Genomic DNA, 14487 nt, shown 5'->3' on the forward strand with positions numbered 1-14487 from the left:
AAAGAGGGATGGTCGACTCAGAAACTTTATGAGGATTAATGTTTTACAAATTTTGAGAGGGGTAAATATTAAATAAGACAAAAAAACAAGCTCTTCCCCAAGAAGCAACATCTTGGAAAAGAGCCTATGTACGATTTACTTATTGAACATCATCATTATCTTCTGTCTCAGAAGCAACAGAATGATAAGCATCTGTGCTCATAATCCGTTTAGCACCGATGTAGCGTTTCACGTAGTAACTATCACTCAGGGAGCTAATCGTTACACCGCGTGAGGAAGATGCGTGTGCAAACTTGCCTTCACCGACATAAATACCGACATGGGAGACACCCTTACCACTTGTATTAAAGAATACAAGATCTCCAGATCTTAAATCATCTTGGGAGATAGCAGTACCCATTTGATACTGGGAACCTGATTGGTGTGGTAGATTGATACCGATTTTATCAAATACATACATTGTAAATCCGGAGCAATCAAATCCATTTGTGGAGATGCCGCCGGATACGTACTTAGTTCCGATGGTCTTGTCGATCACTTTATCCATTTTGGAATCCGCGAAAGCGCTTCCTGCTCCGATGGTGAAAATAATGGAAAAGCTAAGTACTGCTGCTGCTAGCTTCTTCTTCAAAAGTTTATACCCCTTCCGGATGCCTACGAGGTTAGCTTAAGGGTTCGGTTGAAGGTCCCCTATGACCCCTCTAAAAATGGAGGTCAATTCACCCAAAGTTGGTTCCCCCGTTTTCCTAATAGTTAGGAAACTCGGCTGATACTGTTGATTAGGAATAGCTTGTAATCAATACATGACAAAACCTTTGTAAATAACAACTTAATGATTACAAAAATGTTACTAAAATCTTACTGCAGTTATTGTAACAAACAGAGTGCCGCTTGGCAATCGTTTTTAACATAATCATGCAGAAAAATTCGTTTTTTTAAAGACAAAATGCATATGTAAGCGATAATATTAAACTAATTTTTATATTTATTGAAATTTTTATCAAATAAAAGTGTTTAAAGTCCGTTCTAGTGGTGTAAAGAATAGAATAAGGCAAAAGAAAACCTGGATTCGATTAAGTCAATAATCAAACCCAGGTCTATATAATGTAATTGTGAGGTTATAGTTGTGGGGAAGTATTAATCGTAGGCTACAGCTTGATATGAGGAAGTACTCATTACTCTTTTAGCACCAACGTAGCGATTGGCCCAGTAGGACTGGCTAAGTGAAGTGATGGTCACGCCATATGAAGATGATGATTGTGCGAATTTTCCGTTTCCAACATAAATGCCGACATGGGATACGCCGTTGCCCAATGTGTTAAAGAAAACTAGGTCACCTGAACGCAATTTGCTTTTGGCTACAGGAGTTCCGACACTATATTGAGCTTTTGAAGTACGGGGCAAAGAAAGACCCACCTTCTTGAATACATACGTAGTAAATCCAGAACAGTCAAACCCGGCAGTACTAGTGCCTCCGGTTTTATAGGCAACTCCAATAGTCTTTGAAATAACACTGTCCATCTTAGAGTCTGCAAAGGCACTTCCTCCACCAATAGAGAACGCCATTACAAGTCCTAGCGCCGCAGCGACGCATGCTTTTCTTAAATTCTTCAAAAAAATTGTACCCCTTCCAATGCCTGTGAGGTTAGCTTAAGGGTTCGGTAGAAGGTTCCCCTATGATCACTGCAAAGCGAGATCAATTCACCCAAAATATGGTTCCCCCACTTCCCGGTGCAAGGAATTCGGCGTTTTATGCACCAGATAGTGACTTATCGACAAGACTACGACAAATACATGAAGTTATGTAGAAATCGTTTCAAATGATTACAAACTTGTTACCAATGGAACAGGACTTATTGTAACAAAGTCTTTACGATTTTGCAAATCCTCATAATTTGTCTATAACGCGAAAGAGTCCCAGCTCCTGATTCAGGAACCGGGACTCTTATATTATGTGCTGTAAGCCTTTAAATTATTGTGGAAATGCTTTACTGCGCCATAGATGATATTGAGCTGAAATCCCCCACATTTTGAAGAGTGTTGAGGGCAGTGATGAAAGTTGACGAATAAGAAGTGCTGGTAGGCCAGGACAGAAGATACCCGTTAGTCCGCACACTAGCAAAAGGACTAGGCCTGCTGCGCCAAGTATGATTGAAATGCCTATTGCTGGAATCAGCGACTTCAAACAAATGAATAGGGAGGAGAACATCCCCGTGCCGCTGGTATAACCAAACTGCATATATAGAAGGAACAGGCGCACGATAAAGATGTATATAAGCCATGCCAATACGTATGGAACTAGATGAAGCAACAAAGAGTAGTCTAGAAAGGAGGACAAGAATAGCCCGTACATTTTTGGAGCAAGCCAGTATAACGGAAGTAGAGCCAGTACCCATTCGATTAAACTAAAGATAAACACTGGCAATCCATAAAGCTTCATGCCGGGAAAAAAGAACAGGCCACGCTCTCCTTTTCGCTCCTGATGGAGTTCATGCAGTAATCCTGCCCTTATGAAGGGGGAGAGTAGCAGTCGCAAGATAACAAGCCCTAGGAACATCCATAACCAAGTACGTATCGCAGGATCTGTGTTCAAGCTGAACTGCCCTTCGACGTAATAGAGTAGTCTGCCCATTCCGCTGCCTCCAGCGTCTTTATCTGGATAGCGTATTAGAATTGGAACGATAGCAGACCGGATGAAGCCGTACATAAAGTAGCCCCAGAGCAGTCGATAGATGAAGAGCAGAATCAGAATATAAAATTGCTCCTTCATGCTTTGCCAGCCGCGGGTTATCGATGTTCTCACAATCATTCACCTCACCAGACAAGAGTTCCGAGCACGGTTTCAACTAGTTTAGTTACACTTAATGTCCAGCGGGAGAGCGTTTTAGGCTCTATTTCCGCCAGTCTGAAGTTATTAAGATGTTTGTTTTCTAAAAGAACGGTATGCTCAGGATCAATCTCAGCAGAGAGGAGAAGTTTATCGCTTAACAGCTGAAACGTAGTCTCTGCTCCTTCACCGTTCCAGACCCGCTCTGCCGCAGAACCGTCAGCGAATGTGAATTTAATGGGAACGTCAACGTAATGACTCCCTTTGTTTGTAATTTTCACTATGGATTCGTAGCTCTGAGCCTCGCTGCTGCCATTCTTTTTAATCGTAATCGTATCTACTGAGAAATCAGGAGCACCGCCACCATAAACATAATCCTCGAAATAAGGCTGCCACGATTTTTTGGTTACCTTCTCAACGACTTTTTGAAAATCAGATGTAGTGGGATGCTGGAAACGGAATTTACGTGCGTAAGTAGACATGATACTGTTCATTGCTTTAGCGCCTACTTGGCGTTCAATATCCTTAAGTACTAGCTTTCCGCGAATATATACATTTCGGCTATACGATTCTGCCCCGTCATATTTCCATGTCTCTAAGTTCAGCGGCTCTGATTTGGTCACCAGGCTAGATTGCAGAGGGAGATTAGCTTTGACACCATATTCCTGCTCCATGAGTTTGTCTTCAGCGTAAGAAGTGAAGCTTTCGTCTAACCAAGCCTCTTCGAATTCATTGCTGGCGACCATACCGTAGAAGTATTGATGGCCAATTTCATGAACGACGGTTCTCTCAAGTGAAGTATCAGGTGAAGAGTCCGTGGCTCCAAAGGCTGTAATGAGCGTAGGATACTCCATTCCTCCTGCACCATTGCCCTCCTTAGGTGGAACGATAATAGACAGAGTGGAGTAGGGATAAGGACCATACCATTTACTGAAGTAGGTCAGGGCAGCCTTAGCGGCCTGAAGGTATCGTTCCTTTAAGTCTTTGTGCAATGGATCGAGATAGACCTTGATCCGTACACCAGGTACTTCTGGTGTAGAGAAGGCTTCTTCAGCTACTGTGAAATCAGGGGAAGCCGCCCAAGCGAAGTCATGGACATCATCAGCGTAGAACTGATATATTTTTTGATCTTGTTTCAGTTTGGCATTCTTTACAGGAAATCCGGTCGCAGCTACCGTATAGTTAGAAGGAACTGCAATCGTTACATTAAAGATGCCAAAATCGCTGTAAAATTCAGAGGTGCCGTGATATTGATGTAAATCCCAGCCTTCTTCCTTAACCCCGCGTGTGCCCATAGGCTCGTATACACTAAGCTTTGGGAACCATTGCCCAGCCATCACGAAATTCCCTGATGTACCCATACGGGCAAATATTTTGGGAAGCTGGACCTCGTACTTTAGTTTAAGCGTGACACTTTCTCCTCCATTAACCGGTTGTGGGAGATGCACCTTTAGGAGTGTCTTATCGTTGACGTTACCATCGTCAGGTTGTACAAATTGTACTCGTTGCATTAGCGATGTTCCTTCTGTCGTGCGCAGATCGGTTAGAGTCATACTTCCGAAGCCGTTCTCTGGCATGGTGTCACCCCTGAGTGTTCCTCCGGATTCCTTCATAAAGGTAGTATCTGGTGAGGCAAAAGCATTTGGGTACATATGAAAATATAGATCACTTACAGGTTTTACACCGGGGTGTGTCCAGGTTACCGTCTCAGAAGCGATTAAGGTTTCTGTATCTGGAACAAGCTGAACATCGATGTGGTACTCGACAACCCGATGACTTAATGCTTCCTCTGCCGGAACGGGGGCGCTATCAGGAAGATTTTGCTGTGGTGCAGCAGCAGGAGCTGTGCCACTGGAGGACTTGGCCTCTTTTGAAACAAAGCTAGTAACAGAAGTTGTGGAGTTATCCCCCGAATAGACCCATATTCCTCCTAGTAGCACGAGGGCGGCCAGGGTCGCAAAGATGATAATGTACCTTAATGATAGTGACTTCATACTGTGATTCCTCCCGTGACAAGCATCTACGGGATGTATATGTTTGCAATCGCCGCATTATTAGCTAAAATTAAATTATTCGTAAGAGGAAGGGTGTGCACTCGTGGACAACATACAACCGGAGGGCAAGAAACAGATTGCCTTAAATATTGTGAATGCCAAAAGTAAACATAAAGGCTTTGGAGCAGGCTCTATTGAGCTCAATAACGTATCGCCTGTCATTATTGATGGCGGTGAAGCAGTCATTGATATCGGTGCCATGCATGCCAAGAGTAAGGTTGAAAAGGGTATTAAATTCTCCATGAACCGTGAAGATGTACCTAATGGAAGACAGGTTTGGGTGGTATGGGTAGCAGTGGACCGTACCCAGGATAGTCAATTCTATGGTGGAATAACAGCTTGTGAAATGTGGATTGATACGGAAGCGCGTCGTGGCTGGAAAATCCTCGCCGAGCATGTCAATAAGCTGGATGGGGCTCTAAAACGCAAAATCGATGTGGGAGGGCTTGGTGCAGTTGAAAAGGCTGCGCTAAAATCCCTCTTGATCTCTCATAATGAGGCATGGTGGACCGCATCCTCCGATGAACTCAAGGCTGCTCTGACCGAGTAGGAACAATCACCCGGTCAAGATTAAAGGATACAGTAAAAAGGCTTCGACACTCTGAAATAGGAGAGTCGAAGCCTTTTTTGCTATACATGAATTTAGTTTACGATTTGCTTCCCGTACTAAGTTTGCGTTTGAGTTGACTTACTCTGGCTTGACTGATCCCCAGGATTTCAGCAAGCTCTTTCTGATTGGCATATGGATGATCATCTATGGCCCGCTCCAGGCGTTGGCACATATCCTCTGTTTTCGTCTTCCGGATCGTGCTGCTGTGCTCTGACACTTCGCTAGCAAAATCTTGGCGCGTCTCCGGCGCTTGAGACATGCGTTCAGGATCGGCAATTTCTTTTAGACAGCTACTGCAAATAAATTGCTCTTTATAGTAGGTGACATGGTCGTGGCTTCTGCAAAACGTACATTCTGTCGAGGTGTACTTCCTGAGTATGATGGTGTTATCGTTTAATATAAAAAATTCGATAGGATCACCAATGTCGATATTACGAGTCATACGGATTTCTGCGGGAACCACAATTCTCCCAAGACTGTCTAAACTCCGGATCATGCCTGTATCCTTCATCCCATGTCCCTCATTTACATCTTTATATTTTGGTTGCTACTAACTATTATAGCAGTAATTGTGAGTTAAGAGAATGGGGTGATTACATAAAATGAAGCGGTTACATCCTTTGTGGGAGAAGTGAAAACTGAATTTGCCCATCCTATCAATTCTGCAATAAATAAGTTATAAAAAAGAAAAACCTCTTCAATAAATGAAGAGGGCTAATTCAACCACCAGCGCTTAATATTGTTCCACAGGGAACGATTTTCTTCAGCCGGATCTACTTTGCTTTGTGCATCATCGACAGCGGGACCTTTGCCGTGCTGATCACAGTATTCGGTGGGCTCAGTTCCACTAATGAAAGTCTCTAGTTCTTTTTCGGGACAGGCTGCTGTCGCTAGCTTGCCGGACTGCGGATTGATGTATACACTAACCACGCCATCTGGAATGGGGAAAATCTTAGGCGGGATATTTTCCAGAGCTTTTTCAGTGAACTCCGCGAAAATTGGAGCTGCCCGTCGACCGTCGGTAGTTGTAATGTCGCGCCCCTTGTCATATCCAACCCAAACAGCAGTGGATAGCTCGGGGGTGAAGCCTACCATCCAGCCGTCTGTATCCGTAGTTCCAGTCTTGCCGGCTACCGGACGTTTGATTATAGAAGCTACACGGTTCCCAGTTCCTCCAGTCTCGAATACTCCTTCCATTAAACGGGTTAACACATAGGCGGCAGAAGGTTCTACAACGGCTTCACCCTTTGGCTGTGGAGCTTCATACAGGACCACACCCTTTGAATCCGTTATTTTTAGTATGGCTGTGGTGAGCATTTTCTGACCACTGTTTCCTATAACAGCAAAAGCTGCAGCCATTTCTAGCGGACTGATTGGTGAGGTGCCGAGTGCCAGTGAAGGAACACTTTGAAGCGGACTGTCAATGCCCATCTTGGCTGCCATCTCGCTCACTTTATCCGCACCGATCTTCATGATTGTATTCACAGCATAAATATTGTCGGATGCTGCAATAGCTTGTCGCATGTTGATTTCCCCCAGATATTTATCCCCGAAGTTCCGAGGCTGGTAGGTTTTGCGATTGTTATCATAATGGAACATCGTTGGCTGGCTTTTGAAAACGGAAAGACCCGTCATCTCTTTGGAAGAGAGTGCTGCTAAATACATGATCGGCTTAAAGGACGAGCCAGGCTGACGAGTTGTGGCTAGAGCATGATTGTATTGGTTGGTACGATAATTTTTTCCGCCGACCATTGCTTTAATGTAGCCAGTTCGAGGATCAATGGAAACAAGAGCCGTCTCCAGATCACTCTTTTGATCCATCTCTTTGTCGACTGCTTGTTCTGCGGCATGCTGCATGTCAGGGTCTAGGGTAGTGTAAACATTTAGTCCCCCTTGCTCCAGCTCATCACTGCTGATGTGAAGAGATTCTGTGGCGAGATTGCGGATATAATCTCTGAAATAAGGTGCAGCCACAGTGGTATCCTTCTGGCCTTGTGGTTTTAGGTTCAAGTCTTCCTGCCCCGCCTGCCCCGCTTCTTCTTGCGTAATTTCTCCTAAATTAGTCATGACGGTCAAAATAATTTTTTGGCGTTTTTTAGCGTTGTCTAAATGATTGTATGGCGAATAGTAGGTCGGTCCTTTTGGAATCCCAGCTAGCATGGTACTCTCTGCTAAGTCTAAATCTGCTGCAGATTTGCCAAAATACATCTGAGAGGCTGCTTCAATGCCATAGGCACCATGACCATAGTAGATGTTATTTAAATACATGTTCAAGATTTCATCTTTGCTGTATTTCATCTCAAGCTGCATCGTATACAAGGCTTCTTTGGCCTTGCGCGTCCATGTCTTTTCGTGGGATAGATAGAGATTTCTCGCGAGCTGTTGAGTTAGCGTACTAGCCCCTTGTGTTCGATTTCCCTCTTCCAGATTGACGAGTACGGCCCGCGCCATCCCCTTCATATCGAATCCGGAATGCTCGTAAAACTTACGGTCCTCGACGGCTAGTGTGGCTTCAATAAGCAGGGGAGAAATTTGACTTAATTTGACCGGTTCACGGCTACGCCCGTCTGAGGTAAAGGTGGCAAGAATATTGCCTCTGGAGTCGAGTAGCTTGGAGCGCACATCGTCGCCAATGGGAGGAAGATCCTTTTGATATAGGTAACCGAGCAGAGCTCCCGTGGTCAGTAGAAACAATATAATCATGGCTAGCAGCAGCCGGAATAAACGGCGGAAGCGGCTTTTTCGTTTAGGTAGATTTGTTGATTCACGTGTCATGGCACCAGACTCCCTTCTCCTTGTATTATGGGATAGGAACTGGAAGGATATTCATTGTATAACTAGGCGATCTGTTAAAGGGACTATTACCAGAGGCGATTTAAATAGGAGATGACAAACTGTTTCCATTTTGTGACTATTCAATGGTGGATCATGCGTGCTTCAGGAGGTATAAAAGAGTAGAGATTGAAAGCGAGGGTATATATACAATAGGAGGTGTCACTATGAACTGGACGAAAAAGATTCACAGAACGACAATAACCGCCCTTTCGGCGACGTTAATAATGGTTTCAGGCTGGGGTGCATCAGCTTCTTCTGTACATGCTGCGGCATCAGCCGCGCCTGCGGCTTGCGGCACTGGAGACCATGGGCTACTACAGTCTCTGCAAAATAAGCATTCAGGAGACGTATCCACACCGCTTACCTTTTCTGATGTTCAGTTTTTGAATGGAGATATCGGACGGGCAGCAGGTAATGGATTTATGATTGGCACTTCTGATGGAGGCTGCAATTTTCAAGCGATTTATGAAGGCCAATGGAGCTTTAAACAGATTGATTTTCCCGATAACGTGCATGGTTTTGCCCTTGCTTCTGTAGAAGATGGTCAAGCTCGATATTTAATCAGTACCTCTAATGGCGGCTCAGAATGGAAAAGACTTTCGAATAAAGCGGTTAGCTTTGAAAGAATCGATTTTATCGACAGTAAGATTGGTTTTGGGTATAACAGGGCATCAACGTATTACACCAAGGACGGGGGACTTAGCTGGAGTAAGATTTCAACCCCATCCAATACACGCGGTGCTTATTTCAGTGATCGTAATACCGGCTGGGCCGTTGTAACTGTGCCTGGAACCGGCTATCGGGTAATGAAGACTACAGATGGTGGCAAAACTTGGAGTTTATCGTTAAAGGTAGCCTTTACCGATCCAGAGTATGGGCAGATCACTTCAAAGGGAGATCAAGTTGATGTGGTTCTCTTTGGCGGCTCAGGGATGAGTCAAACCTCATACTCCCTATATACAAGTACGAGTAAGGGTAATAGCTGGAATAGAGTGATCGCTCAGGAAACTGCTGGGGGTGGACCTGCTCCGGGTAGTGGAAAAGCTGTAGTAAATAAAGGGCCTGCGTCTGGCAGACCGGGAAATTTGGAGCTGATAGGGAACAGTACGACCTTCTTGGTGGGTTATTCCGACGCAGCAGAAAAAGTAGCGGTAGGACGCACGTATAACGGTGGTAAGCAGTGGACCAATCTTCCGGCGATTGCTGGGTATGATGGGGTAATCTCTTTCACTAGTAATAAAGAAGGCTGGCTGGCCGTTCGCGAGCGCGATTATGCATCGTTATATGTAACGAAAGATGGTGGCGCTTCTTGGCAGCTTAGGTTTTCGTTAAAAATTCTGTCCTTGTAATCGGTGATTTGTAAAGGTAGTAAGCGAGTTAACAGAGCGTTATAGTTAACTAGACGGTTCCTGAGGGGACCGTTTTTTTGTGATTATGAAGCCGGGTGCACTCATGTGCAGTTTTACTACATGTTCCAAGTGTGCTTTTATCCATCAATATGGTAAAATTTTATGAGCTAAGCTAGATCTATTGGATTCAAAGATTGAAATGCTTCTTTGAACTGGATATAGTGTACAATGGGAAAGCGAATAGGCCTTTGATAAAATATAAAAATGTTTAAGTTTCACGATAGACGTTTTTCTTATGCAGAATGCAGAGGCTTGCAGAATGGAGGAACGTGTGATGCCTGAATTACAGTCTGACAAATATGACGTCTCTATTACGCTCGTAAGCCTTCAAGAGGGTCAGCGGAATGTTATGAAAGCGAATGGAGAGGTAGTATCCAAAGGACCGCATCTATATATTCAATATGAAGAGTTAGAGCAGGGCCCTCGAGGAGAGGAAATTTCTGTTCGTACAACGATAAAAATTGCAGGCAATCAGCTAAAGCTAATCCGCCACGGTGGGATACAGTCGGAACAGAGCTTTCAATCCGGACGGCGTTTGCCGGGATTCTATCGTTCGCCATATACACAGTTTAATCTTTCTACAGAAACGAACAAGCTGGACGTGGTGCGCGAAGGGCGTTCCCTAACGGTAGCATGGGAATATGATTTGTACGTTTACGAGGAATTGTCAGGAAAGTTTGCTATTAGTTTGCATATACAGGAGGAACCGAAATTATGACACAGAGAAAGAATCCGTTGGAGCTTGTGAATGAACGGGTAAAAGAAGCCATTGCCGATGCAATTGTGAATGCAGGAATTGTTGCACCGGAAGAGGTTCCGGATATTGTACTGGAAGTACCAAGAGATAAGGCGCATGGTGATTTGGCTACGAACGCTGCTATGCAGCTGACCAAAATCGCAAAACGTAATCCGCGCCAGATTGCTGAGGCAATTATAGAGCATTTGGATACTAGCAGTGCTTCTATTGAAAAAGCTGAGATTGCCGGACCAGGCTTTATTAACTTTACATTGTCCAAGAGTTATTTGTACCCAGTTATCAGCCTTGTTGCTGAGCAGGGTGATGATTATGGCCGTATTAACGTCGGTCAAGGTCAGAAGGTTGAAATGGAGTTCGTCAGCGCCAACCCAACGGGTAGCCTTCATCTAGGACATGCTCGTGGTGCTGCTGTCGGCGATGCGCTTTGCAACGTGCTCGATTATGCCGGCTATCAGGTGACACGGGAATATTATATTAATGACGCCGGTAATCAAGTAGTCAATCTGTGCAAATCCATTGAGACTCGTTACCTGCAGGAGCTGGGTCAAGAAGCAGAAATGCCTGAAGACGGTTACCATGGTGAAGATATTAAGGGATTTGCTAAAGAGCTTGTGGCTGAAAAAGGCGATACACTACTCGAGATGAGCCCAAGTGACCGCGCAGCATTTTTCCGGAACTATGGACTGAATAAAGAGCTCGATAAAATCAAACGCGATCTGGGTCTATTCCGCGTAAACTTCGATATCTGGTTCAGTGAAACTTCGCTGTATGAGAATGGGGAAGTGCTGCGCTCGCTGGACGAGCTTCGTGATCGTGGAGAAGTATATGAGCAGGATGGGGCAACCTGGCTGCAAACGACTAAGTATGGCGATGATAAAGACCGCGTTCTGATTAAGAACGATGGCACATACACCTACCTTACACCGGACATTGCTTATCACAGCGATAAGTATGGCCGCGGTTACGATAAAATGATTAACATTTGGGGTGCTGATCACCATGGCTATATTCCGCGTATGAAAGCGGCGATGTCAGCTCTTGGCAATGATCCTGAGAAGCTAGTGGTTCTAATTGCTCAAATGGTCAGTCTGTTCCAGAATGGTGAAAAGGTTAAAATGTCGAAACGTACCGGCAAAGCGGTTACGATGGAAGATTTGATGGAGGAAGTAGGAATCGATGCGATTCGTTATTTCTTCACCATGCGCAGCATGGATTCCCATCTTGATTTCGATATGGATTTAGCGATCTCTACTTCTAATGAGAACCCTGTATTCTACGTTCAATATGCGCATGCGCGTATCTGCAGTATCTTCCGTCAGGCAGAGGAGCAAGGGATCTCCATTCCTGATTACGCTGAGATTGACTTCTCCAAGCTGACAGCAGTGCACGAATATGACCTGCTGCGCAAAATTGGTGAGCTCCCAGCAGAAATCGCTGTTGCGGCTGAAGGTTATGCTCCACATCGCCTCATCCGTTATGTATATGAGCTGGCTGCGATGTTCCACAGTTATTACAAAGCTGAACGTGTAATTACTGAGGATGCTGCCCAAACTGTGGCGCGTCTTGCATTGCTTGGTGCTGCTCGTACTACCATTGCTAATGTCCTGCGTCTTGTCGGTGTTTCTGCACCGGATCGCATGTAATTCAACATCAAACGACAAAAAATCCGCCTTCCGGTTCCCTCGGAGGCGGATTTTATTTTGTGCCGTTCTTCGCACCGGCACAAGCTGCGCTCACGTCAGAGTGACCCACCCGGGCACCGGGTGGGGTTTACACGTTCGCGGAGGCCGCCCGCTTGGCCCTCACTCCTGCCTTCAGCAGGCGTAGGGCATCGGCAGCGCCGCCGCCAAGGGATGCGCGTCGCTGCCCCTTGCGCAGCCGCACCGGGGATGCGGTGCGCCGCAAGAGCAGTTTCAGCTCCCTTGGCGAGAGCCCCGGTCGCACCGCGAGCAGCAGTGCAGCGGCTCCCGTAACATGCGAGGTCGCCATGGAGGTACCGCTCATCTCTTTGTAGCCCTCCTTCAGCCAACAGGAGGGCACGCCTTCGCCGGGGCCGTATACATCGATGTAAGAACCGCGGTTGCTGAAGCCGGCAACACGATGTCTTTTATCGATGGCACCCACGGCAATCGTCTCAGGATAACGTGCGGGGTAGTCTCCGCCACGCTTGCCATCATTCCCGGAGGAGGCAATGATAGCGATTCCGGCTCGGTACGCTTTTATAACCACATTATGAAGTGCTTTGCTTCTAGTTTTCATTCCGAAGCTCATATTGATGATATCGATTCTGTTCTGCACACACCAATCAATGCCCAGTACTATGTCCGACACATAGGCGGAGCCGCTATGATCAAAGGCCTTGACTGGATATAGCAACGCTCGTGGAGCTACGCCCATCATCCCGCGTGTTCCTCCTGCCGCAGCAAGCGTGCCGGCGATGTGAGTCCCGTGTCCATTATCATCTAGCGGCAACATCCCGCGGTGTAGTAAGTTGACTCCAGAGGCTAATGAATGCTTCAGATCGGGATGGCGGTAATCAGCACCTGTGTCGATTACGCCGATTTTAACGTGAACTCCAGTTGATTTAGACCATGCCTGAGGGGCATGAATGGCTTTCACTCCCCATGGGAGTGTGGCGGTTCCGCTCTTTTCGTTAGCTATAGAATGGATTTGTATTTGTAGATCCTCTTCAACATTTAGAAGGTCTGCAAATCGGCTCATTAGTTTTCCAGCTCCGGCAGCAGGCACAAAGAAGGCCCGAATCAGCGGAGATACCTGCACTTGCCGCAGCTCAGGCTGCTTCGCTTTCAGAGCCTTCCATTGTGTAAATGCTCCGGCATACTGGCGGGGATCATTGAAGGTAAGAATACGCCGCTCACCATTGTTGGGGGCAACCGATATTTCTTCAAGAAGCATGTGCCAAAATTTGTGATAGTCCATAGGATTTGCTGTCCCCTCCTCGGTGCCCTGCTGCCATATTGTATGAGTGGAAGAGGGGGTCCGAATGGGAACTTGCCCTTTTTTAACGAAATGGGCTGCCCATCGTGTCAAAAGACGGCGCTTTACATAAAATAGACAGAAGAGATTAACACTCTCTTTGTAACATCACGTAAGGAGCCGATCCTTGGCGTGGATACAGTCATGCGCGGAGGGTTTCCTCCGCCTTTTTTAATAATAAAAGGGAGTATGGGTACATATGTTTTAGATTTATTCTTCTTCAAGATAGAGACAGGTTTCTGCTACGGATAAGTGCTGGAGGGCTCTTTCTGTTAGCTGATACCGCTTTTGACTTGCAATTTGTTGTCAAATAGGTTTTACTTAGTTTTGTTAATGGATATTATTGAAATAAACCGTAATGTGAACAATGCGTGAGAGGAAGTGTCCTTTAGTGAGTACGCCACTCAATTTAAAGCTAGACCCTGAGAAAGTTAAAGAAATGCCGATGGTGGATTTGGCTTTTCTAGTCCTTAAGGCAGCCAATACACCCTATTATTACCGTGATCTGATGGTCGAGGTAGCCAAGCTGCGCGGCATGACCGATCAACAAAGCCAAGATACTATTGCCCAGTTATATACCGAGATTAACATTGATGGGCGTTTTGCCTGTGTTGGAACCAACCTTTGGGGATTGAAACGCTGGTATCCTCTAGAGCGTTCTGATGATCCGGTTGGTAACACCAAACGCGTACGTATCATCAACGATGAAGACGACGATTTGGAAGACGACGACTTTGCTGAAGAAGAAGAAAACTACGCTGCAGAAGAAGAGGACTTTGACGCTATCGACGAAGATCGCGACGACCTCTATTCCGACGACGACAGCGAAGAAGAAGTCGACGAAGATGTCGTGATCGATGAAGATGACATAGACGAAGATGACACAGATGAAGACGATGCAGAAGATGACTCAGATGAGGATGCCGAAGCTGACGAGTAAGATAAATAATTTCAAAGAGTCTCGCTGATGGTATAATTCCTCCCTTGACAGTGGGGGA

At 45.7% G+C, this 14487-nt stretch carries 12 protein-coding genes and 2 riboswitches; of the genes, 5 read left to right on the forward strand and 7 right to left on the reverse strand.

Translation table 11 applies throughout. The annotated features are described in order from the left end of the window. Positions 1 to 139: 139 nt before the first annotated feature. From NSU15_RS00540 to NSU15_RS00555, 4 genes are all read right to left on the reverse strand, one after another. Positions 140 to 631, reverse strand: coding sequence for a C40 family peptidase (locus tag NSU15_RS00540; RefSeq protein ID WP_042183954.1), 492 nt, complete (start codon positions 629 to 631; stop codon positions 140 to 142). Positions 632 to 636: 5 nt separating this feature from the next. Then, a riboswitch (cyclic di-AMP (ydaO/yuaA leader) is annotated at positions 637 to 778 on the reverse strand. A 359-nt stretch (positions 779 to 1137) separates the two neighbouring features. Continuing rightward, the gene (locus NSU15_RS00545; RefSeq protein ID WP_339291191.1) at positions 1138 to 1566 is read right to left on the reverse strand and encodes a C40 family peptidase; all 429 of its coding nucleotides are present in this window, start codon (positions 1564 to 1566) and stop codon (positions 1138 to 1140) included. Positions 1567 to 1619: 53 nt separating this feature from the next. Next, a riboswitch (cyclic di-AMP (ydaO/yuaA leader) is annotated at positions 1620 to 1758 on the reverse strand. A 214-nt stretch (positions 1759 to 1972) separates the two neighbouring features. Beyond that, positions 1973 to 2770, reverse strand: a complete 798-nt coding sequence (locus tag NSU15_RS00550; protein ID WP_339288740.1) for a hypothetical protein — start codon at positions 2768 to 2770, stop codon at positions 1973 to 1975. Positions 2771 to 2814: 44 nt separating this feature from the next. Further along, positions 2815 to 4821, reverse strand: a complete 2007-nt coding sequence (locus NSU15_RS00555) for a M1 family metallopeptidase (RefSeq protein ID WP_042123217.1) — start codon at positions 4819 to 4821, stop codon at positions 2815 to 2817. A gap of 103 nt (positions 4822 to 4924) precedes the next feature. Here NSU15_RS00555 and NSU15_RS00560 point away from each other — a divergent pair, with 103 nt between their 5' ends. Further along, positions 4925 to 5431, forward strand: a complete 507-nt coding sequence (locus NSU15_RS00560) for a YwhD family protein (RefSeq protein ID WP_042123218.1) — start codon at positions 4925 to 4927, stop codon at positions 5429 to 5431. Between the two features lie 97 nt (positions 5432 to 5528). Here the strand turns inward: NSU15_RS00560 and NSU15_RS00565 are convergent, their stop codons facing one another. Both NSU15_RS00565 and NSU15_RS00570 read right to left on the reverse strand, forming a co-directional pair. Then, complete coding sequence (locus tag NSU15_RS00565; RefSeq protein WP_042123219.1) at positions 5529 to 6002, reverse strand: AbrB/MazE/SpoVT family DNA-binding domain-containing protein; 474 nt, start codon at positions 6000 to 6002, stop codon at positions 5529 to 5531. A gap of 203 nt (positions 6003 to 6205) precedes the next feature. Then, the gene (locus tag NSU15_RS00570; protein WP_339288742.1) at positions 6206 to 8266 is read right to left on the reverse strand and encodes a PBP1A family penicillin-binding protein; all 2061 of its coding nucleotides are present in this window, start codon (positions 8264 to 8266) and stop codon (positions 6206 to 6208) included. A gap of 224 nt (positions 8267 to 8490) precedes the next feature. Here NSU15_RS00570 and NSU15_RS00575 point away from each other — a divergent pair, with 224 nt between their 5' ends. From NSU15_RS00575 to argS, 3 genes are all read left to right on the forward strand, one after another. Further along, positions 8491 to 9675, forward strand: coding sequence for a hypothetical protein (locus NSU15_RS00575; RefSeq protein ID WP_339288744.1), 1185 nt, complete (start codon positions 8491 to 8493; stop codon positions 9673 to 9675). Positions 9676 to 10009: 334 nt separating this feature from the next. After that, entirely contained in the window at positions 10010 to 10453 is a 444-nt protein-coding gene (locus tag NSU15_RS00580) for a DUF1934 domain-containing protein (RefSeq protein ID WP_060623897.1), read from the forward strand. Beyond that, complete coding sequence (gene argS, locus NSU15_RS00585) at positions 10450 to 12135, forward strand: arginine--tRNA ligase (protein ID WP_339288746.1); 1686 nt, start codon at positions 10450 to 10452, stop codon at positions 12133 to 12135. Before NSU15_RS00580 ends, argS begins: the two co-directional genes overlap by 4 nt. A 127-nt stretch (positions 12136 to 12262) precedes the next feature. On the opposite strand, the gene NSU15_RS00590 is transcribed toward argS, so the two are convergent. After that, positions 12263 to 13432: a S8 family peptidase gene (locus tag NSU15_RS00590; protein WP_339291193.1), complete on the reverse strand. Its 1170-nt coding sequence runs from the start codon at positions 13430 to 13432 to the stop codon at positions 12263 to 12265. A gap of 448 nt (positions 13433 to 13880) precedes the next feature. On the opposite strand from NSU15_RS00590, the gene rpoE reads away from it, so the two are divergent. Further along, a complete protein-coding gene (gene rpoE / locus NSU15_RS00595; protein WP_042123225.1) occupies positions 13881 to 14429 on the forward strand; it encodes a DNA-directed RNA polymerase subunit delta in 549 nt (182 codons plus the stop codon). The last annotated feature ends 58 nt before the right edge of the window (positions 14430 to 14487 follow it).

The organism is Paenibacillus sp. FSL E2-0201 (genome assembly GCF_037963325.1).
In the GTDB taxonomy this organism is placed as follows: domain Bacteria; phylum Bacillota; class Bacilli; order Paenibacillales; family Paenibacillaceae; genus Paenibacillus_AQ.